Annotated in this window: 19 protein-coding genes; 13 read left to right on the top strand and 6 right to left on the bottom strand. The window is 54.7% G+C overall.

The window, feature by feature from the left end:
• The first annotated feature begins 63 nt into the window (after positions 1-63).
• Genes citC through AAGR22_RS14130 form a run of 7 tightly spaced genes read left to right on the top strand, consistent with a single transcriptional unit; the run spans position 64 to position 6,831 of the window.
• Entirely contained in the window at positions 64-1,137 is a 1,074-nt protein-coding gene (gene citC / locus AAGR22_RS14160; protein ID WP_345828105.1) for a [citrate (pro-3S)-lyase] ligase, read from the top strand.
• The gene (gene citD / locus AAGR22_RS14155) at positions 1,134-1,439 is read left to right on the top strand and encodes a citrate lyase acyl carrier protein (protein ID WP_345828104.1); all 306 of its coding nucleotides are present in this window, start codon (positions 1,134-1,136) and stop codon (positions 1,437-1,439) included. Before citC ends, citD begins: the two co-directional genes overlap by 4 nt.
• Positions 1,426-2,343, top strand: coding sequence for an aldolase/citrate lyase family protein (locus AAGR22_RS14150; RefSeq protein ID WP_345828102.1), 918 nt, complete (start codon positions 1,426-1,428; stop codon positions 2,341-2,343). Before citD ends, AAGR22_RS14150 begins: the two co-directional genes overlap by 14 nt.
• Positions 2,340-3,845, top strand: a complete 1,506-nt coding sequence (citF, locus tag AAGR22_RS14145; RefSeq protein ID WP_345828100.1) for a citrate lyase subunit alpha — start codon at positions 2,340-2,342, stop codon at positions 3,843-3,845. The genes AAGR22_RS14150 and citF overlap by 4 nt, the downstream gene beginning before the upstream one ends.
• A complete protein-coding gene (gene citX / locus AAGR22_RS14140; protein ID WP_345828098.1) occupies positions 3,835-4,395 on the top strand; it encodes a citrate lyase holo-[acyl-carrier protein] synthase in 561 nt (186 codons plus the stop codon). Before citF ends, citX begins: the two co-directional genes overlap by 11 nt.
• On the top strand, positions 4,376-5,338 hold the full coding sequence (gene citG, locus AAGR22_RS14135) for a triphosphoribosyl-dephospho-CoA synthase CitG (protein ID WP_345828096.1): 963 nt from the start codon (positions 4,376-4,378) through the stop codon (positions 5,336-5,338). Before citX ends, citG begins: the two co-directional genes overlap by 20 nt.
• Positions 5,339-5,370: 32 nt before the next feature.
• Entirely contained in the window at positions 5,371-6,831 is a 1,461-nt protein-coding gene (locus AAGR22_RS14130; protein ID WP_345828094.1) for an anion permease, read from the top strand.
• 106 nt (positions 6,832-6,937) lie between these two features.
• On the opposite strand, the gene AAGR22_RS14125 is transcribed toward AAGR22_RS14130, so the two are convergent.
• The 4 genes from AAGR22_RS14125 to AAGR22_RS14110 are packed head-to-tail and all read right to left on the bottom strand — an operon-like array spanning position 6,938 to position 10,339.
• Positions 6,938-7,774: a metal ABC transporter permease gene (locus AAGR22_RS14125; RefSeq protein ID WP_345828093.1), complete on the bottom strand. Its 837-nt coding sequence runs from the start codon at positions 7,772-7,774 to the stop codon at positions 6,938-6,940.
• A complete protein-coding gene (gene sitC, locus AAGR22_RS14120) occupies positions 7,771-8,625 on the bottom strand; it encodes an iron/manganese ABC transporter permease subunit SitC (protein ID WP_345828092.1) in 855 nt (284 codons plus the stop codon). Before sitC ends, AAGR22_RS14125 begins: the two co-directional genes overlap by 4 nt.
• The gene (locus AAGR22_RS14115) at positions 8,625-9,431 is read right to left on the bottom strand and encodes a manganese/iron ABC transporter ATP-binding protein (RefSeq protein WP_345828090.1); all 807 of its coding nucleotides are present in this window, start codon (positions 9,429-9,431) and stop codon (positions 8,625-8,627) included. The genes sitC and AAGR22_RS14115 overlap by 1 nt, the downstream gene beginning before the upstream one ends.
• Positions 9,428-10,339, bottom strand: coding sequence for a metal ABC transporter substrate-binding protein (locus AAGR22_RS14110; protein ID WP_345828089.1), 912 nt, complete (start codon positions 10,337-10,339; stop codon positions 9,428-9,430). Before AAGR22_RS14110 ends, AAGR22_RS14115 begins: the two co-directional genes overlap by 4 nt.
• 364 nt (positions 10,340-10,703) lie before the next feature.
• On the opposite strand from AAGR22_RS14110, the gene katG reads away from it, so the two are divergent.
• Positions 10,704-12,914 (top strand): catalase/peroxidase HPI, encoded by a 2,211-nt coding sequence (katG, locus tag AAGR22_RS14105; protein WP_345828087.1) that lies wholly within the window; start codon positions 10,704-10,706, stop codon positions 12,912-12,914.
• A gap of 135 nt (positions 12,915-13,049) precedes the next feature.
• Here the strand turns inward: katG and AAGR22_RS14100 are convergent, their stop codons facing one another.
• Complete coding sequence (locus AAGR22_RS14100; protein WP_345828085.1) at positions 13,050-14,483, bottom strand: amidase; 1,434 nt, start codon at positions 14,481-14,483, stop codon at positions 13,050-13,052.
• A gap of 116 nt (positions 14,484-14,599) precedes the next feature.
• Between AAGR22_RS14100 and AAGR22_RS14095 the strand changes: the two genes are divergently transcribed.
• On the top strand, positions 14,600-15,199 hold the full coding sequence (locus tag AAGR22_RS14095) for a TetR/AcrR family transcriptional regulator (protein ID WP_345828083.1): 600 nt from the start codon (positions 14,600-14,602) through the stop codon (positions 15,197-15,199).
• A gap of 95 nt (positions 15,200-15,294) precedes the next feature.
• On the top strand, positions 15,295-15,834 hold the full coding sequence (locus AAGR22_RS14090) for a DUF2058 domain-containing protein (protein ID WP_067707458.1): 540 nt from the start codon (positions 15,295-15,297) through the stop codon (positions 15,832-15,834).
• Between the two features lie 110 nt (positions 15,835-15,944).
• Here AAGR22_RS14090 and AAGR22_RS14085 read toward each other — a convergent pair whose 3' ends face one another.
• Positions 15,945-16,640 (bottom strand): RluA family pseudouridine synthase, encoded by a 696-nt coding sequence (locus AAGR22_RS14085; RefSeq protein WP_345828081.1) that lies wholly within the window; start codon positions 16,638-16,640, stop codon positions 15,945-15,947.
• Positions 16,641-17,073: 433 nt separating this feature from the next.
• Here AAGR22_RS14085 and AAGR22_RS14080 point away from each other — a divergent pair, with 433 nt between their 5' ends.
• From AAGR22_RS14080 to AAGR22_RS14070, 3 genes are all read left to right on the top strand, one after another.
• Entirely contained in the window at positions 17,074-17,814 is a 741-nt protein-coding gene (locus AAGR22_RS14080; protein ID WP_345828080.1) for a prepilin peptidase, read from the top strand.
• Positions 17,815-18,770: 956 nt separating this feature from the next.
• The gene (locus tag AAGR22_RS14075; RefSeq protein WP_345828078.1) at positions 18,771-19,280 is read left to right on the top strand and encodes a cytochrome b/b6 domain-containing protein; all 510 of its coding nucleotides are present in this window, start codon (positions 18,771-18,773) and stop codon (positions 19,278-19,280) included.
• 215 nt (positions 19,281-19,495) lie between these two features.
• Positions 19,496-19,945, top strand: a complete 450-nt coding sequence (locus tag AAGR22_RS14070; protein ID WP_345828076.1) for a hypothetical protein — start codon at positions 19,496-19,498, stop codon at positions 19,943-19,945.
• Positions 19,946-20,003 lie beyond the last annotated feature (58 nt).

The following is a 20,003-nucleotide window of genomic DNA, read 5'->3' as shown; positions in this document are numbered from 1 at the left end:
ACCTGCTTAATTATTCCCGATGATGGGAATTTATTATTTATTACGGGGTGTAGTAACATTATTATGGATAGTCATGTGGTATTTAATCGGGTATACCGGACTGACGAACGCACCGTTTCGGCAATAAAAACCTTTCTGCGTGAAATTGATCTGAGCATCGACAGGACCATCAGGGTGTTTGTGACCGCCACGCAGGCGGGCAGGCTGGTGGCCTGCGGCGGCATCGCTGACAATATCATTAAGTGTGTCGCCGTCTCGCCAGAATTACGTGGTGAAGGGCTGGGGTTGAGCCTCGCCACTGAGCTGGTTAACCTGGCCTGGGAGATGAACCAGACTCAGCTGTTTCTCTGTACGAGCACGCAAAATGAGTCTTTGTTTCGGCAGTGCGGATTCTACCCTGTCGCCCGCGTACCGGGGGTGATGGTACTGATGGAAAACAGTCCCTGTCGGCTGGCCCAGTATGCTGCGCGGCTTGCGCATCTGCGAAAACCCGGTAAGAAAATTGGCGCTATTGTGATGAACGCCAACCCCTTCACCCGCGGGCATCAGTATCTGGTGCAGCAGGCGGCGGCGGCCTGTAACTGGTTACATCTGTTCCTGGTCAGAGAAGATACCTCCCGCTTTCGCTATCAGGACAGGTTTGATCTGGTTGTGGCCGGAACGCATGGTATAACCAATCTGACAATCCATGAAGGCTCACAATATATAATTTCACGGGCCACTTTCCCCTGCTATTTCATTAAAGAAAAAGGCATCGTCGATAATTGCTATACCGAGATCGACCTAAAAATATTCCGACAGTCTCTGGCTCCCGCCCTGGGCATTACTCATCGCTTTGTGGGGAGTGAACCTTTTTGTGCCGTGACGGAAAAGTATAACCGCGATATGCATTACTGGCTAAAGACGCCTTTATTAACGGCACCGCCCATAGAACTGGTTGAAATTGAACGGCTGAAATATAAAGGGACGCCTATCTCGGCCTCATGGGTAAGGAAACTGCTGCCCGCCGGTAATATGCAGGCTATTTCACCGCTGGTGCCGGAAGCAACACAACACTATTTAGAACGCCTGCTGGCAAAAAGTCAGAAAACTGCCGCGACTCAAAACAGAAAGCCAGATAATCAGAGGACGGAATGAAAATAATCAGGGAAGCCATGGCCGGAACGCTTGAGTCCAGCGATGTGATGGTCCGCATTGCGCCTGCGGAGGGTGCACAGCACGATTTACTGATTGCCAGCAGCGTGGAAAAGCAGTTTGGCGAAGCCATTCGACAGACGCTGCTTCAGCTGCTGACGCGCTATCGGGTTGAGCCGGTGCAGGTGATAGTTGATGATAAAGGTGCGCTGGACTGTGTGATCCGTGCGCGAATGGAAACGGCGCTGATGCGCGCCAGCGGGCTTGAAACCCTCCCATGGGAGGTGAGTCATGATGACGCTTAAGCCACGCGTCCGGCGAAGTATGCTGTTTGTTCCCGGTGCCAACGCCGCCATGATCAGCAACGCCTTTATCTATCAGGCAGATGCGCTGATGTTCGACCTGGAAGACTCCGTTATTCTTCGTGAAAAGGATGCCGCACGGCGGCTGGTTTACCATGCGTTGCAGCATCCCCTCTACCAGCAGGTGGAAACCCTCGTTCGGGTAAATGGCCTGGATAGTCCTTATGGCCTGGCAGACTTACAGGCCGTGGTACGGGGAGGGGCTGATATCGTGCGCCTGCCAAAAACCGATCGTGCACAGGATGTGCTGGATATGGCGCAGGCCATCGGCGCCATTGAAACCGCCTGCGGGCGTCAGCAGGGCAGCACGGGCCTGCTGGCGGCGATTGAATCCGCAGAGGGGATAACCAATGCGGTGGAGATAGCACAGGCATCACCGCGATTAATGGGCCTCGCGCTTGGCGCGGAGGATTACGTCAGGGATCTGCGAACCGAACGTTCGCCTGAAGGCACTGAGCTGCTTTTCGCTCGCTGCACCATCCTCCAGGCTGCCCGCGCAGCCGGTATCCAGGCCTTTGATACGGTCTACTCTGACGCCAGCAATGATGCGGGCTTCCTGCGCGAAGCCGCTCTGATTAAGCAGCTGGGTTTCGATGGGAAATCCCTGATTAATCCCCGGCAGATCGCGCTGCTCCACAACCTCTACGCGCCCACCGCCCGCGAAGCTGACCATGCACAGCAGGTCATAGACGCCGCTGCCGCCGCTGAGCGGGAAGGGCGGGGCGTGGTTTCGCTCAATGGCAAAATGATCGACAGCCCGGTGATTGAACGCGCCCGGCTGGTGCTGGAGAGGGCAGCGCTTTCCGGGCTGCATCAGGAAGAGAGCGACAGTAAGGAGACCCGATGAACCGACAACAACGTTTGATGACTTTGCCCTCACGGCCAGAAGTTATGCTTTTCCAGGATGCGGTAAAAGCAGAGCAGCGGGCAATAAAACCTGCCGATATGAAGCGCTGCGCCTCTCTCCAGGAATCTGTCCGCCGCAGTGGATTGCAGGATGGCATGACCCTCTCTTTTCATCACGCCTACCGCAATGGCGATCTTGCGCTTAACCAGGTGATGGACACGCTGGCGGAGATGGGGCTGCGCAATCTGACCCTGGCCTCCAGCTCGCTCAGCGACTGTCATGCGCCACTGATCGCGCATATTCGCAGCGGTGTGGTGAGCCGCATCTACACGTCAGGCCTGCGTGGACCGCTGGCGGAGGCGATATCGCGGGGTCTGCTGCGCGAGCCGGTACAGATCCATTCGCACGGCGGGCGGGTCAATCTGATCGCGTCTGGCGAGCTGCATATTGATGTCGCTTTCCTGGCGGTGCCGGGCTGTGATGAATACGGCAATGCGAATGGCTACAGCGGTGAGGCCTGCTGCGGCTCGCTCGGTTATGCCCAGGTTGATGCGCAGTTCGCGGACAGGGTGGTATTGCTTACCGAAGCGATACTGCCTTATCCGCATTCTCCTGCCAGCCTGACCCAGGATCGGGTTGACCTGATTGTCCGTCTGGCGCGGGTGGGGGATGCCGACAAAATTGGGGCCGATACCACGCGCATCACCTCCAATCCGCGTGAGCTACTGATTGCACGACGTGCGGCAGAGGTGATTGCGGCATCCGGCTCACTTATCGAGGGTTTCTCTCTGCAAACCGGCAGCGGCGGTGCTTCGCTGGCGGTCACCCGTTTTCTGGCCGATAAAATGCGTGCGCGAGGGATCCACGCGGCCTTTGCGCTGGGAGGCATCAGTTCAGCCATGGTGGAACTGCATGAGCAGGGACTGATCGGCAGCCTGCTGGACGTGCAGAGCTTTGACCGTAAGGCCGCGATGTCGCTGGCCCGCAACCCGGGCCACATTGAAATCAGCGCCAGCCAGTACGCTGACTTTTACTCCAAAGGGGCGGTGGTCGATCGGCTTGACGTGGTGGTGCTCAGCGCGCTGGAGATTGATACGGGCTTTAACGTTAACGTCCTCACCGGCTCCGACGGTGTGATCCGTGGCGCTTCCGGCGGCCACTGCGATACCGCCGCCGCCGCGGAGCTGGCGATCGTTGTTGCTCCGCTGGTGCGCGGGCGTATGCCTACCGTGGTGGAGGCGGTAACGACCTGCATTACGCCGGGTTCGGGCATTGATATCCTGGTCACCGACCATGGCACGGCGGTTAATCCTTCCCGTCCGGCGCTGGCGCAGCGCCTACGCGATCGGGGCATTGAGCTGGTCACTATCCAGTGGCTTTATGAGCGGGCTAGGCTGCTGACGGGCGATCCGCGGCCTGTCGCGTTTACCGACAATGTGGTAGCGGTCGTGCGCTACCGCGATGGCTCGGTGATTGATGTGGTGCATCAAATTGCTGAATAACGTCGGGCAGGCAACGATCCCGGCACAGGCTACCGGGCGCGCCATCAGCCTGACGGAACTGCTCGCCAGCCGCGATAACCGCCAGGCGCGTCAGCAGCAGTGGCTAAAGCAGCATCCGGTCACGCTGCTGGTGCTGACCGTCGTGATGCCTGGCCCGATTAAAGACAGCGCGCTGACCCGTCGGATATTCAACGCCGGCTGGACGCAGATCCAGCAGGCGGGTCAGCCGCTGGCAGGGCATTTTCTTCGGGCAGACGCGTTTGCGCTGGCCACGGGCTGCGAGGGGTTTTGGTCGATACAGGCTGATGCGAAAGAGGTAAAACAATGGGCGGTGGCGCGGGAGTCAGACTCTCCTGTCGGACGACTCTGGGACATTGATGTCCTGACCACGGACGGATGCATTCTGTCCCGACGGGCCAGCCAGCTGGCTGAACGTCAGTGCCTGTTGTGCTCGCTGCCCGCCAGCGTCTGTGCCAGGCAGCGGACGCACAGCCAGGCTGAACTTCTGGCAGAGATAATCAGGCGGGCAGATGCAGCCTGTACTCTATGATCGTCCGGGCATCGTTGATGCGTTGCCGCAGCCTGAGCTGCTGGCTACGGATGCGAGGGTCAGCCCCCCGGATCCCGCTCAGTTTGCTGCCGATGCCGTGCGGGCATTACTGGCGGAGGTGACGCTGACGCCTAAGCCCGGCCTGGTTGACTGCTGCAACAGCGGTGCGCATCGCGATATGGATATCGGCACATTCCGGCGCAGCGCCGCCGCGATTGGCGCATGGTTTCCCGTTTTCATTAACCAGGGCAGGGAAGATGCCATGCTGCCGGAAGAGCAGCTACTGGCGCGCCTGCGTCCGGTGGGAATGGCGTGTGAAACGCATATGTTCCAGGCTACGGGCGGGGTGAATACCCACAAGGGGACGATTTTTTCACTGGCGCTGCTATGCTCGGTATTTGGACGGCTTTATCAGCAGCGGCGGCCGGTGACTGCACCGGCGCTGTGTGCCGGAGTAGCAGCCATCTGTCAGGGGCTGGTGTCCCGGGAGCTGGAACATAACAACCCCGGAAAAACGGCAGGCCAGCGCCTGTTTGCGGCCTGCGGGCTACGCGGTGCGCGGGGGGAGGCCGAAGCCGGATTTCCGCTGGTGATGAATGGCGCGCTCCCCCTGCTGCGCCAGCGCAGAGAGAACGGCTGGGACGAACAGGCCGCGCTCACGGACTGCCTGCTGTGGCTGATGGCGCATAACGCGGATACCAACGTGGTGTCTCGCGGAGGCATGACCGGGCTGCGCTGGCTACAGCAGGCGTCGTCGGCGCTGCTGGCACAAAGAGAGAGCGGCCATGCGCAGGCAGGAACAGGAAAGCATTGCTATGCGCAGGCAGCCACCAGGGCATTAGAAAAATTCGACGATGCCTGCATCGCCCGTCATCTCAGCCCCGGCGGGAGCGCAGATTTACTGATAGTAAGCTGGCTGCTGGCCCGTTTGCCGCAGTGTTGATGACCCCGGAGGGTCGCCTAAGGAGAGGCTAAATGTCTGAGTTAACATCGAAAATAATGAAATCCCTGGCACCGCTGGTGGTGCTGGCCGCAATTTTACTGCTACCTGTCCCCTCGGGAATGCCTCCCCAGGCCTGGTATTTTTTCGCCATCTTCGTTGCCATGATCGTCGGGATGATCCTGGAGCCTGTTCCGGCCACGGCAGTCAGTTTTATTGCGGTGACGGCCAGCGTGCTGGCCGCTGACTGGGTGTTGTTTGACCCGGCGGAGCTGGCCGCTCCGGGCTTTAACGCCGGTAAAGAGGCGCTGAAATGGGGGCTGGCGGGGTTTTCAAGCACGACGGTCTGGCTGGTATTCGGTGCGTTTATCTTTGCGCTGGGCTATGAATCTACCGGACTCGGCAGGCGTATTGCCCTGTTTATGGTGAAATTTATGGGCAAACGGACGCTGACGCTGGGCTACGCCGTGGTTATCGTCGATATTCTGCTGGCCCCCTTTACCCCTTCCAACACCGCCCGTACCGGCGGCACCGTCTTTCCGGTGGTGAGAAATCTTCCGCCGCTGTTTGACTCCTTCCCGAACGATCCCTCATCCCGCCGCATCGGCGGCTACCTGATGTGGATGATGGTCGTCGGAACCAGCCTCAGCTCGTCGATGTTTATCACCGGGGCGGCGCCAAACGTGCTGGGCATTGAGTTTGTCAATAAAATCGCCGGGCTGCAAATCAGCTGGATGCAGTGGTTCCTGGCCTTTCTGCCGGTAGGACTGCTGCTGCTGATTGTGGCACCGCTTATCTCCTGGTATCTCTATAAGCCCGGCGTTACGCACAGCAATGAAGTGGCGGTCTGGGCCGGTGGCGCACTGCGTGAGATGGGCAGGGTGACGCGTAAAGAGTACAGCCTGATCGCGCTGGTGCTACTCAGCCTGTGCCTGTGGGTCTTTGGCGGTAAAGTGGTGAATGCCACGGCGGTCTGTTTGCTGGCAGTCTCACTGATGCTGGTCTTCCAGGTCGTTGCCTGGAAGGAGATAACCCGCTACGCCAGCGCCTGGAATACGCTGGTCAACCTCGCCACGCTGGTGGTGATGGCCAGTGGGCTGACCCGATCCGGTTTTATCGACTGGTTCGCCACCACCATGAGCACCCATCTGGACGGGTTCTCGCCGGATATGACCATCATCACCTTAGTGCTGGTGTTCTATTTTGCTCATTACCTCTTTGCCAGCCTCTCCGCCCATACGGCGACGCTGTTGCCGGTGATTCTGGCGGTAGGTAAAGGTCTTGACGTTCCTATGGAGCAGCTCTCGATGCTGCTGGTCCTCTCCATCGGCCTGATGGGCGTGCTTACGCCCTACGCGACCGGTCCTGGCGTCATCATCTACGGCTGTGGCTATGTGAAGTCGAAAGACTACTGGCGTCTGGGCGGCATTCTCGGCGTGGTTTACATCGCCGCACTGCTGCTGGTGGGCTGGCCGATTCTGCGTCTGTGGTACTGAGTTCCCGCCGCTCCGACGCCAATCCGTGAGCACAACGTTCACCGTGCCCCGTTCCACGGGATGACGTTCAAATGCGCTGCCGCAACGGGCAGCGCTGTCTGATAACTCAGCACAGGGTCCTGTGCCGTTCGCGACGAACCGAGAAGATAAACGCCGCAATAAACAGCATGGCGAACAGGAGCACGATGGTTGGGCCTGGCGCGCTGTCGAGGAAAAAGGAGAGGTAAGTGCCGCTAAAGCACACCGTGACCGACAGCAGCACGGCGCAGATCATCACCGACGAAAAGCGGCGCATCAGCAAAATAGCGATAGCGCCGGGCGCAATCAGCAAGGCGATCGACAGAACAATCCCCACCGCTTTCAGCGTGGCAACAATGGTCAGCGCAATCATACTCAGCAGCCCGTAGTGCAGCAGCGAGGTGTTCAGCCCGCAGGCTTTAGCCTGCTGTGGGTCAAAGGCATGCAGCAGCAGATCGCGCCATTTCGTTCCGACAATCAGCGCAATGGCGCAGGCGATGAGGCCGCTTTGCCAGAGATCCTGTGAAGCGATGCCAAGCATATCGCCAAACAAAATATGATCGAGGTGCACCTCAGACTTCACGGAAATATAGACGATCAGGCCTGCGGCAAACATCCCGGAGAAAACGATACCCATCACCGTATCCTGCTTAATCCGGCTGTTCTCCTGAAGGTAGCCGGTAGCCAGCGCGCAAAACAGCCCGGCACAAAACGCGCCAATGGCGAGGGGAATGCCGATAACCCAGGCAATGACCACACCGGGAAACACCGCGTGACTCATGGCATCGCCCATCAGCGACCAGCCCTTGATCACCATAAAGCTGGAGAGCAGGGCGCAGGGAATGGCGACAATGACCGAGATGGCCAGCGCCGTGCGCATAAAATCAAACTGTAGTGGACTGAGTAACACTTCTGTCAGGGTCATACTGCCTCCTGCCCGCCGCTAAAACGCCTGCGCCTTGCCAGCAGGCCATGTTTCGGTGCAAAGACGAACGCGGTAAGAAAGACCAGCGTCTGCGCGACCACGATGATGCCGCCGGTTGCGCCGTCGAGATAGTAGCTGAGCCAGGCACCGAAAAAGCTGGTGAGACTGCCGATAACCACGGCAATAAGTAGCAGCCACTGAAACCGGTCGGTCAGCAGCCAGGCCGTCGCGCCGGGCGTGACCACCAGACAGATCACCATAAACGCACCGACGGTTTGCAGCGCGGCAATGGTACAGGCCGCCAGCAGGGTGAAGAACAGCAGTTTTAAACGGATGGGATTCAGGCCAATGGATCGCGCATGGTTTTCATCAAAGAAGGTCACCATCAGATCCTTCCATTTGATCAGCAAAATCAGCAGGGAGGTGAAGCCGATAATCCCCAGCTGGAGGATATCCTCCGGTGCAACGGCCAGAATATTGCCCAGCACGATGGTCTGAATATTCACCGAGGTGGGATTCAGCGAGACCATAAATAAGCCGAGGCCGAAGAATGACGAGAAAATCAGGCCGATAATGGCATCTTCTTTCAGCCGCGACCGCTGGTTAAGAAACAGCATGCTTCCCGCCGCCAGCCCGCCGGAGAGAAACGCCCCCAGCGCGAAGGGCAGGCCAAGCATATAGGCGCCCGCCACGCCCGGCACGATTGAGTGCGAAAGGGCATCGCCAATCAGCGACCAGCCCTTCAGCATCAGGTAACAGGAGAGAAAAGCACATACTCCGCCGACCAGCGCCGACACCCACATGGCGTTCAGCATGTAGTGATAGTGGAAGGGTTCGGCCAGCCACGCCATCAGCGCACCTCCCCAACGGCCGCCAGATCCTGGGGCTGAGGCGGCGGATCGCTGAACACCACCCCGCGCAGCGCGCCGCTAAAGGCGTTTTCCAGGTTTTCCCGGGTAAAGGTCGTGGAGGTCGGCCCGCAGGCCAGCACCGTGCCTTTCACGATTGCCGTATGGTCGCAGTAGTCGCTAACCGTGGCGAGGTTATGGGTCGAGACCAGCATGGTGCGGCCCTCTGCCCGCAGCTCATGCAGCAGGCTGATAATCTGCCGTTCGGTATTAACGTCAACGCCGGTAAAAGGCTCATCCAGCAGGATCACCTGACCGCGCTGGGCAATGGCGCGCGCCAGGAAAACCCGCTTTTTCTGGCCGCCGGAGAGTTCACCGATCTGCCGGTGACGAAAGTCAGACATGCCCACTCTTTCCAGCGCCGCATCCACCAGGCGTTTATCTTCCGCGCGGGCAATACGCAGCATGCCCATATGACCGTAGCGGCCCATCATTACCACGTCCTCAACCAGTACCGGAAACGACCAGTCCACCTCTTCGGACTGCGGCACGTAGGAGACAAGATTGCTTTTCAGGGCGCGTTTGCCCGGCATTCCCAGCAGCGTAATTGATCCGCCGGAGAGCGGTACAAAGCCCATAATGGCCTTGAACAGCGTGGATTTACCCGAGCCGTTAATGCCCAGCAGCGCCGTAATACTGGCAGGCGGAACCGCCAGGGTTGCAGCGCGAAGGGCGGTATGACCGTTGCGGTAGGTCACCGTCAGATCGTCAACCCGTATGCCGCAATGAAGTGCAGAGCACGCATTCATTTCGCTAAACCCTCAGTGATGCCTTTAACGATGGTGTCGCTGGTCACGCGCAGCAAATCGAGATAGGTCGGCACCGGGCCGTCGGCGGTGCTGAGTGAGTCAACATAGAGCACGCCGCCGTAGTGGCTGCCCGTTTCACGCGCCACCTGACGGGCGGCCTTATCGGAAACGGTACTTTCACTGAACACCGCCGGGATATGCTGCTGCTTAACGACGTCAATCACCTTCCGCACCTGCTGCGGCGTTCCCTGCCGATCGGCATTTATCGGCCACAGGTATAGCTCTTTCAGCCCAAAGTCGCGGGTCAGATAGGAGAAGGCGCCTTCGCTGGTCACCAGCCAGCGCTTATCTGCCGGGATCTTCGCCAGCGCCTGCTGAACCGGGGCGACGGTGGCGCGAATTTTTTGCTTATAGGCGGCGGCGTTCTGGCGATAAATCTCCGCGTTATCAGGATCGTATTTCACCAGCGCATCACGGATATTATCGACGTAGATCAGCCCATTTTCCGGCGACATCCACGCATGGGGGTTAGGTTTACCGCTGTAGGGGCCTTCGCTGATACCCATGGGCTGAATGCCATCGGACACCACCACCTCCGGCACGCCAGCGAGATGGCGATAAAAGCGCTTAAACCATAATTCCAGATTCAGACCGTTAGCGAGGATCAGCTGTGCGCCCAGGGCGCGTTTAATATCGCCGGGAGTGGGCTGGTATTCGTGGATCTCTGCACCCGGTTTGGTAATGGAGGCCACATCGGCGGCGTCACCGGCAACGTTTTTCGCCATATCCGCAATGATGGTGAAGGTGGTGATGACTTTAAACTTCTCCTGCGCAGCGGCAGGCGTGAGCGACAGAAAGGTCGCCAGCAGGGCGCAAATCCCTGATTTTAACCACGGTGCAAACGGCATAAAAATCCCCCATAAGGCTTATAAAAACAGCATAATTAGCATTTGCTATAATGTATAGCACAGGCTATAAGTTGGAGCGAAGCGTTTTTTTATGAGGGTCACGCCAGGTTAGAAGCGGGCAGGGAAAGCAGAAGCCGGGGCAGGCGGGCACCGTGACATTCCAGTAAATTTTGGCCTCAGAAACAAAACCCTGGTCGCTAAGCGGCTATTATTAGAATGGTACTGATTACGGTTGGTTAAAATTCGCAGAAGGCGCCCAAAAATTCCGAAGGGAAGCTCTATCAAATACATAGGGTATTTCAGATGTGACTGCGTTATTTCCGCGTATAGAGTAGCGACAAGAATACATAAAAGGGGTGTGAGAATGAGCAGTTCTATTGATGAAGCAGCAAAAGACGCAAAACCGATTGTTGAAGCAGACAGAGAAGCCGATATTAGCAAATGTCCTTTCCATGCAGGAAACTCAAATAAAACGGCGGGTGGCGGTACCAGCAATCGTGACTGGTGGCCCAATCAGCTCAGAGTCGATCTGCTGAATCAGCACTCAGCCCGCTCTAACCCACTGGATGAATCCTTTGATTATCGTAAAGAATTTGCCAAATTAGACTACGCTGCACTTAAAGCCGATCTCAAAGCGCTGCTGACTGAATCACAATCCTGGTGGCCTGCCGACTGGGGCAGCTACATTGGCCTTTTTATCCGTATGGCATGGCACAGCGCAGGCACCTACCGTGCGATTGACGGGCGAGGCGGTTCAGGTCGCGGACAGCAGCGTTTCGCTCCCCTGAATGCCTGGCCAGACAACGTGAGTCTGGATAAGGCACGCCGCTTACTGTGGCCGGTTAAACAAAAATATGGCCAGAAAATTTCCTGGGCCGATCTCTATATCCTGGCGGGCAACGTTGCGCTGGAAAACTCTGGTTTCCGTACCTTCGGTTTTGGTGCCGGACGCGAAGACGTCTGGGAGCCGGATATGGATGTGAACTGGGGTGATGAAACCACCTGGCTTGAACACCGCCATCCTGAATCGCTGGCGAGCGCGCCGCTGGGTGCAACGGAAATGGGGCTGATTTACGTTAACCCGGAAGGCCCGGAGCACAGTGGCGATCCTGCGTCGGCGGCACCGGCTATCCGTGCCACCTTCGGCAATATGGGGATGAACGATGAAGAGATCGTTGCGTTAATCGCTGGCGGTCACACGCTGGGTAAAACTCATGGGGCAGCGGCAGCCAGCCATGTTGATGTCGATCCTGAGACCGCACCTATTGAAGCGCAGGGCCTTGGCTGGGCAAACAGCTATGGCAGCGGCGTTGGTGCGGATGCCATTACCTCCGGCCTAGAAGTGATCTGGTCACAGACGCCAACCCAGTGGAGTAATTACTTCTTCGAAAACCTGTTTAAATATGAGTGGGTACAGACGCGCAGCCCGGCCGGTGCTATTCAGTTTGAAGCGGTTGATGCCGGGGATATTATTCCCGATCCTTTCGATACGTCGAAAAAACGTAAGCCGACCATGCTGGTGACCGATCTGACCCTGCGTTTCGATGCGGAATTTGAGAAAATTTCGCGCCGTTTCCATAGCGATCCGCAGGCCTTTAACGAAGCCTTTGCCAGGGCCTGGTATAAACTGACCCACAGGGATATGGGGCCGAAAGCGCGCTATATCGGACCAGAAGTGCCTAAAGAAGACCTGATCTGGCAGGATCCGCTGCCCGCGCCGGTGTATCACCCAACGGTTGCCGACATTGCACAGCTGAAGGAAAAAATTGCGGCTTCCGGCCTCTCCATCGGTGAGCTGACCTCGGTTGCCTGGGCCTCGGCTTCAACCTTCCGTGGCGGTGACAAACGCGGCGGCGCAAACGGCGCTCGTCTGGCGCTGCCGCCGCAGAGAGAGTGGGAGGTTAACGCCACTGCCGCCCGCGTACTGCCGGTTCTGGAAGCTATTCAGCAGTCTTATCCGAAAGCATCCCTGGCGGATATCATTGTTCTGGCAGGCGTCGTGGGCGTAGAAAAAGCCGCGAAGGCGGTCAGCGTAGACGTTGAGGTGCCTTTTACCCCGGGTCGCGTGGATGCCCGTCAGGAACAGACGGATATCGAATCGTTTGAACTGCTTAATCCGGTAGCGGATGGCTTCCGTAACTACCGCCGTACTTTTGGCAAGACCTCGACAGAGGATCTGCTGATTGATAAGGCCCAGCAGCTTACGCTTACCGTGCCCGAATTAACGGTGCTGGTCGGTGGATTACGCTCGCTGGGAACAAACTTTGACGGCAGCCAGCACGGCGTCTTCACTGATAAGGTGGGCGAACTTAACGCCGACTTTTTCGTGAACCTGCTGGATATGCGCACGGAATGGAAAGCTACCGACGCCTCCGGTGAACGCTTTGCAGGGCGCGATCGCGTCAGCGGTGAGGTGAAATTTACCGCCACGCGCGCCGATCTGGTGTTTGGCTCCAACGCCGTATTACGCGCCAGCGCCGAGGTTTACGCCAGCGCAGATGCCAAAGAGAAGTTTGTTAAGGACTTTGTGGCGGCATGGACCCGGGTGATGAACCTGGATCGCTTCGACATCTGAAGTCTGTCGGCCCGCTAACGGCTAAAACTGTTGTGCAACAGGCCCGCTTAAGTGCGCTTAAGCGGGCTTTTCTGTTTGGATCTTTCCCACAACAGTAAAACTCTGTCTTCCCCACGTGTGATTCAGCCGGTCGGGTTAATGACCCGCCCAAACGGACGGTTTAGTTAACTGCCAGGGGAATGCACGCTCCAGCTGACCGGCTAGATTATAGAGTAATGACTCCCCACCAAAAGCGGCGAAAAACTGCATGCCAACCGGCAGATTTAGCCCCTCGCTGATATCTGAAGGGACTGACATGGCAGGGGTGCCACAGATGTTAGCCAGTGCGGTGAAAGGCGACTGATTAAAGACGTGATGCATCCATTCCCGACCCTCTGACTCGCGCTGATTCGCGTTGTAGCTCCCCAGCTTAAGAGGGAGATGGGGCAGGGTGGGCGTCAGCAACAGATCATACTGTTGGAAAAATAGGCCCATCTTTCGCGTCACCGTGTTGCGCATGTGCATCGCGCCTGACAGGTCACTGGCAGTCAACGACCTGCCCAACGCGTAAAGAGCCAGGCTGGAGGCTTCGAGTGTGTCACTGTTTATCGCACGCTGAGTCACACTGGCCAGCCCGTCGATCCAGACAGCGGTATTCGTGGCCCAGAACCGCGCGTTCATCTCGACAAACGCCTCCCAGCTCAGGCCGATATCAGGAGTGACAGATTCGATGTGATGCCCCAGTGAAGCCAGGCGGCTGATGGTTTTTTCAAGGCTGTGAATCACCTCTGAAGAACATGGGGAATTATTCAGCGGGCGTTCCATCACACCGATTCTGAGCCGCCCTGGATTGGTCTTCGCGCTTAAGGCAAAACTTTCACGTGGTGGAGAAATCTGAAACGGATCGCCTGCGAACGCGCCGTGCATTGCATCCATCAGTGCTGCGCTATCCCGTACGGAACGGGTAATAAAGCCATGTACCGCCAGCCCGGACCACACTTCGTCGACAGCCGGACCCATGCTGATCCGTCCACGGCTGGGTTTTACTCCAAACAGGCCATTTACCGAGGCGGGTACGCGTACAGAACCCCCACCGTCGGTCGCATGCGCGGCAGGAACCATACCCGATGCAACGGCTACAGCGGAACCGCCACTGGAGCCGCCAGCGCTAAATGCCAGGTTCCATGGATTTCGCGTGCCTCCGTTAAAGCGGGGCTCAGTGGTCGTACTTGCTGCCAGCTCGGGCGTGGTAGTGCGACCCAGCACCACAAGGCCAGACTGTTTCATGCGTTGCATCAGATTAGAGTCTTCTGAAGCGATCATCCCCTCGGCAAGACGGCTACCCAATTCATTTCGACGTCCTTTCTCTGTGATGCCTAAATCTTTAATAAGAATCGGCACACCGCGCAAGGCCCCCTGACGGCTGCTCTCTGCCTCCGGCCAACATTCAATCACCGCCTTGAGTTCAGGGTTTACCGCAGCAATAGCGGCAAGCGCGGCAGTCTTCACTTCGCACGCTTTTACCTCGCCCCGCGAGATAAGCGCCGCCAGCCCAACCGCATCAAACTCGGTGTATTCAGAAAGTTTCATAGTGCTCCGTTAAAAAGCCATTAATACGATAAAAACAATCGTGTATACTGGTGAGTATCACATGATACTATGTAGTATCGTACTATACTGAACGGTATCGTTCAATGAGGATTACTGTGCCCAGAAACATCGAGCCTCGCTTACCGCCCCGCGAACGCCTGCTGCTGGCGGCAGAAACGCTGTTCTGTCAGGATGGTATTTTGCGCGTCACCGTCGATGCCATTGCTGAGAAAGCAGGATCGACCAAAATGACGCTCTACCGCCATTTTGCGTCTAAAGAAGTACTGGTTATGGAATGGATCAAACTCCTGACTGAAGATTACGCTGCGATTTTCAATGATTTGCAGGCGCGTTTTCCCGACCAGCCCATCCAGCAAATAATGGGTTTTGTCCAGTTTATTACCGATAACGTAAATGCGACGCTGCATCGCGGGTGCCCGTTTACCAATACGCTGGCTGAAGCGGGCGAACATTTTCCGGACGTGCGCACGATAATTGTTGAACATAAGCAGAGGCAATTTCATCGACTGGAGACGCTATGCCAACAGTCGGGCGCCGCAGAGCCTGAATCGCTGGCAAAGGAGATAACCCTGCTGCTGGAGGGTGTGCAGATTGTCGCGCAGAATACGGGTTTTTCTGATGCCGCGACCTTCACCGCGACATGTATCGAGCAAAGACTGATGAACCTTAACTCATCTCAGGATAAACCTCGCTAGCCTCACCCTCCTGGCGATCCGGTCCGACAGGCTGGTACAGCTCTGAAAGTTACAGGTATAATCCCCTAAATTTTTTTATGGGTTTAGAGACGAAGATGACAAAACTCACCTTACAAGAGCAGATGCTTAAGGCTGGATTAGTGACCAGCAAAAAAATGGCCAAAGTGCAAAAAACGGCTAAAAAATCACGCGTTCAGGCCCGTGAGGCCAGAGAGGCGGTGGAAGAAAATAAAAAGTCACAGCTTGAGCGTGATAAGCAGCTCAATGAACAGCAGAAACAGGCCGCTTTATCGAAAGAGTATAAAGCTCAGGTGAAACAGCTTATTGAAATGAACAGGGTGGTCATTGCAAAAGGCAGCATTGATTTTAACTTTACAGACAATAACCTGATTAAAAAAATAGCCGTTGATAAGACGACGCAAACCCAGCTTATTAATGGTCGCCTGGCCATTGCCCGTCTGGTCGCCGATAACGGTGGCGAAAGCCAGTACGCTATTATCCCGGCGAGCGTGGCCGATAAAATTGCCCAGCGGGATGCGAACAGCATTGTATTAAATAGCGCACTCAGTCAGGAAGAGCAGGACGAAGACGATCCCTACGCCGATTTTAAAGTGCCTGATGATCTGATGTGGTAAATTTCGGTTAGCTTTTTCACGTTCAGCGCTAGCGGGCAAACGCTTCACGCACGGGCGTTAGCCTGACGTCGGGCTTCTCCGCTCTGGCAACGTAACAGCGATTTTCGCATTCAGAACGGGCAGGGATGTATGGCCTTAATCTCTTCTTCGCTGACAGGATGAACAAAGTGTAATTCACCGGCGTGCAGCATCAGGCGCGGTGTCCCTTCGGTTCCTGACAGCAGGCGACCACCATACAGATCGCAGCCCAAAATAGGGTGGCCCAGCTGCTGGCAGTGAATGCGCAGTTGATGGGTGCGCCCGGTCTCCGGGGTTAGCTCGACCCGCGTTAATGGCAGCATCCTCTCTTCCAGCCGGTGATAAAAGCGCTCAACGACCCGATAGCGGGAGCGGGCGGGTTTGCCGTGGATGGAGCAGACAGACATCAGCGGGAACAGCGCCGGATCTTTAGCAATCGCAGCATCTATCACCCCTTCGTCATCGTCCAGATGTCCACAGAGCAGCGCGCTGTAGACTTTAGTCACCGTGCGCTGGCTGAACTGATGGCAGAGAGCGGCGTTAATTGCTTTATTACGGGCAATCACCATCAGCCCGGATGTGCCGAAATCGAGGCGGTGGACGAGCGTGCAGCCGGGGAAGGTCTGTACCAGGCGATGATGCACCGAATCGAGATTTTGCGGATTTTTCCCCGAGAGGCTCAGTAGCCCGGCGGGTTTATTTATAAGTACCAGATGCTCGTCCTGATAGAGGATCTCTATGCTGTCATGGCACGGTGGGGCAATAAACGTATCGAAAATCACAGACATCAGGCCGCCCGGATGGAGAGTGGGAGCGGATAGTAGCGGATTTCTGGCCGGGTAGCGAATCGCCTGATGCATAAAAAAAGAAAAAAACGCCACCCATAATGTCAAATGGCTTTAGATGATGAGCGCTGTGTTTTGAGCTGTCAATTAGATAATTTGAACCTTTTTTCATGAAATGCAGCAATCTTATCAGGAGTGAGGTGCTCAGGTTCTCAATCAGGCCAAACCTCAATTTATTGGAAAAAGCTAAGATATACATCGAAATTTACCCTAAAGTTTTCACATGTTTTTTAAAGAAAACATTAGAATATTCTCTTTTTTTTGACGAATTTTTTCACGTATTATAGATTGTCGGACCCGTTTCCAGGTAGATAATTTTTTGTTTGGCACAGCTGTTAGTATTGCGACACTTTAAAATCTGTGGATAAGAATCAGCATGATTACTTCAATTTTTCTTGCAGTATTGGGTGCGGTGGTGGGAAGTTTTCTCAATGTGGTTATCTACCGGCTCCCTCTCATTTTAAAAGGAGAAAAATTAACACTTTCACTTCCTGCTTCGCATTGTCCTCAGTGCCAATCGCCGATAAAAGTACGTCATAATATTCCGGTGGTTGGATGGGTGATGCTCAGGGGGCGCTGTATCAATTGCAGACAACGAATCAGCCCACGTTATCCGCTGATTGAACTCCTGACTGCCGTCCTGTTTACTTTGATTATTAATCGATATGGTTTAACGCCTGAGGGAGTGATAGGGATACTTGCGATTACATTGCTGGTGCCACTTTTTTTTATTGATTTACAAACATCGTTATTACCCGATCGCCTGACCTTCCCGCTGATTGGATTGACGCTCACAGCATCATTAACCGGGTATGGTGTCGTAAGCTGGCAGGAGTCATTGCTGGCTGCGACCCTGGGATTTGCGATTCCCATGGTGCTGGCGAGCTTTTATTTATGGCGATATGGTAAAGCGGGAATGGGAATGGGGGATATGAAACTTTTTGCGAGTGTGGGGGCCTGGGTGGGGTTAGACGGATTGTTTCAGATAATGCTTTTCGCTTCATTACTGGCTATGTTCAGCGCCATTTTTGTGTTGCGGCGTAAACGTGGTGAAGCCTTCCCTTTTGGCCCTTACATAATCTTAGCTGCATTGGGGTGGATAGCCGTGTTTGTCTGATACAGTTAAAAATAACATCTAATCCATGCCGTCAATTAATATTACGCACATAGGTAATTCAGTGAAAATAAACTGCGTATGTTTATTTGCGTAGCATGATACGAGTCTATATAAACCTGATTACAGTACCATCTACAAACGCCCATGCAGCGGCTCAGGATGCGGCATCAATCATGCGATATATCAGTAATAAGAATACCCTGGTAGGATTTTGGCATAACCGGGCCAGTAAATCCGATGGTTACCAGAGGGCTCGGCTGATATACGGCTTTCAGCCGTACCAGAAGCCTGCAATGTCATAACCGTGGCTTTTATGACCGGTGAAGGGATTCCCAGCTTAAAGCCTTATAATATGTCTGATGCTGCCTTCAGGGTAAAAGTCGCAAAATTCAATGCTCAGGATCGTGCGGTTCTGCTCTCGTTGGGCGGGGCAGCTGCGCATAGTCAGCTTAGCGTGGGTAATATTAAAAAATTTTGCCGATGAAATTATTAACGTAATTGAAGAGTATGGCTTTGATGGGATGGATATTGACCTGGAGAAGGGTCGATTCCCGCAGGTGCAAACGCCCCTTAAATTCCTGCCGATCTGGAAACAGTCAAGCAAATATACTCAAATACATCATTGTGGTAGATAAAGCCGATAATCGTTATGCGGCAAGTGAAGCGACGCAGACTAGTATGTCTCTGAACTGGCAGGCGGCGGCAGACAATGTGGCAGAGGTAAATTATCCTACAACCCGTTATCAACCGAAAATCGCTATTTTCTCCCTTCCGCCTTCACCCGCGTATTTCGTACTTGTCAGATATCTCTCGCCTTCGTTATCGGGCAAAATCTACCGCATGAAAAAGATATGTAACGAGATGGCTACTGCAGACATGGGGTGATTTTTCATTTCATGAAAATTTATTTTAATAAACTTTAATTTTTTATTTAATTCATACGCCAGGATTTTTATATGATAATTAAATACCCGAAGTCTCGTGTTTTGTTACACTGGATGTCCGCCGTTGTCATTCTCTGGGCCACCATTAGCGGCTTTTGGGTAGGGCTGGGTAATCCCTCACCCGCAGTAAAGAGTTGGGTTGGTTTTTTTAACGTATCGCTGACAACTTTATTTATTCCTTTTTTTGCTATCCGACTTATTTACGCACTTTTCTCGAAAAAGAGGGAGGATGGTTTATTAACGAAAAGAGAAGAGAAAATGGCTTCTACAGGCCACATTGCACTTTATGTTGTCATTACCGTCGTTCTGGTTACCGGAGTGCTGATGATGGAAAGACCCATTAATTTTTTTAACTACTTGTCTATACCGCAGCCGTTAACCGATCCTCAGTTAACATCACTGTTCAATAAGATCCATTTTTCTTCCTGCTCTGTGCTTGGACTGCTGGTAACGGGACATATATTGGCAGTAGTTAAGCATCACTGGCAAGGTAAAGCACTACTACGCCGTATGAGTTGGTGATCAATTTCTCTACTAGCGCTAAGGCATTTTACTCGCTGAATTCTGCCGGCATAAAGGTATATTTGTACTCTCTGCAGCTGGCTATTTTAGGGATAGAAATACGTCCCTTTATCCTCTGCGTGAGACAGGTATCTGGCATCGCGGGACCCCACTTATTGGTTAAATGAGGATGCCAGCTACTAATTTTAGCTCATCAGGATAAGGATAATAAAAAAATGACAATGAAGAAAAAAATTGTTGGAGCCGTATTTTTTCCTCTTTTCGTTACATTTTGCACCAGTGCTTCAGCTATGTCACCGGATGCATCGCCCATGTTGCTATCCAGTATGAGCACGCAATACGATCCCCCGTCCCTGAAACAGGATGAATTTAAAGGGCTGGAAGCACAACCCGACAGCTGGAATCACCTTCTCTGGTCCGCCAAAGGCAATGTGCTGAAGGCCACAAACACAGGCAATTCCAGGTTGCGTTTAAACACAGAAATAAAATTGATGCCGGACAATATGCCTGGCACACTTGAAAAGTCGTATATTCTGCCCGGTGAAACACTCGTGGTGTATGGTGTATGTAGACATCATCTGCCGACCCAAACCACTGTAGTGGTTGCAGCGCTGGCAGAGGATGGCACGGATATAGGCAGTAAGACAATGCCGATCTCGCACTGAAAATCAGCGAGTTTTATAGGGGGTGGTTTTAGGCGTGCACAGCGGCGGTCCGCCTCAA

Origin of the sequence: Erwinia sp. HDF1-3R (genome assembly GCF_039621855.1) — a bacterium.
Classification (GTDB): domain Bacteria; phylum Pseudomonadota; class Gammaproteobacteria; order Enterobacterales; family Enterobacteriaceae; genus Erwinia.
This window is presented reverse-complemented; position numbering and strand designations above follow the sequence as displayed.

Bases quoted from the DNA above. Each gene is read 5' to 3' on its own strand.
- AAGR22_RS14115 (WP_345828090.1), bottom strand. From the start codon at position 9,431: ATGAATGCGTGCTCTGCACTTCATTGCGGCATACGGGTTGACGATCTG.
- AAGR22_RS14070 (WP_345828076.1), top strand. From the start codon at position 19,496: ATGACAATGAAGAAAAAAATTGTTGGAGCCGTATTTTTTCCTCTTTTC.
- AAGR22_RS14090 (WP_067707458.1), top strand. From the start codon at position 15,295: ATGACAAAACTCACCTTACAAGAGCAGATGCTTAAGGCTGGATTAGTG.
- citD (WP_345828104.1), top strand. From the start codon at position 1,134: ATGAAAATAATCAGGGAAGCCATGGCCGGAACGCTTGAGTCCAGCGAT.
- AAGR22_RS14085 (WP_345828081.1), bottom strand. From the start codon at position 16,640: ATGTCTGTGATTTTCGATACGTTTATTGCCCCACCGTGCCATGACAGC.
- AAGR22_RS14110 (WP_345828089.1), bottom strand. From the start codon at position 10,339: ATGCCGTTTGCACCGTGGTTAAAATCAGGGATTTGCGCCCTGCTGGCG.
- AAGR22_RS14125 (WP_345828093.1), bottom strand. From the start codon at position 7,774: ATGACCCTGACAGAAGTGTTACTCAGTCCACTACAGTTTGATTTTATG.
- citF (WP_345828100.1), top strand. From the start codon at position 2,340: ATGAACCGACAACAACGTTTGATGACTTTGCCCTCACGGCCAGAAGTT.
- AAGR22_RS14080 (WP_345828080.1), top strand. From the start codon at position 17,074: ATGATTACTTCAATTTTTCTTGCAGTATTGGGTGCGGTGGTGGGAAGT.
- AAGR22_RS14130 (WP_345828094.1), top strand. From the start codon at position 5,371: ATGTCTGAGTTAACATCGAAAATAATGAAATCCCTGGCACCGCTGGTG.
- AAGR22_RS14100 (WP_345828085.1), bottom strand. From the start codon at position 14,483: ATGAAACTTTCTGAATACACCGAGTTTGATGCGGTTGGGCTGGCGGCG.
- AAGR22_RS14150 (WP_345828102.1), top strand. From the start codon at position 1,426: ATGATGACGCTTAAGCCACGCGTCCGGCGAAGTATGCTGTTTGTTCCC.
- citG (WP_345828096.1), top strand. From the start codon at position 4,376: ATGCAGCCTGTACTCTATGATCGTCCGGGCATCGTTGATGCGTTGCCG.
- AAGR22_RS14075 (WP_345828078.1), top strand. From the start codon at position 18,771: ATGATAATTAAATACCCGAAGTCTCGTGTTTTGTTACACTGGATGTCC.
- citC (WP_345828105.1), top strand. From the start codon at position 64: ATGGATAGTCATGTGGTATTTAATCGGGTATACCGGACTGACGAACGC.
- katG (WP_345828087.1), top strand. From the start codon at position 10,704: ATGAGCAGTTCTATTGATGAAGCAGCAAAAGACGCAAAACCGATTGTT.
- sitC (WP_345828092.1), bottom strand. From the start codon at position 8,625: ATGGCGTGGCTGGCCGAACCCTTCCACTATCACTACATGCTGAACGCC.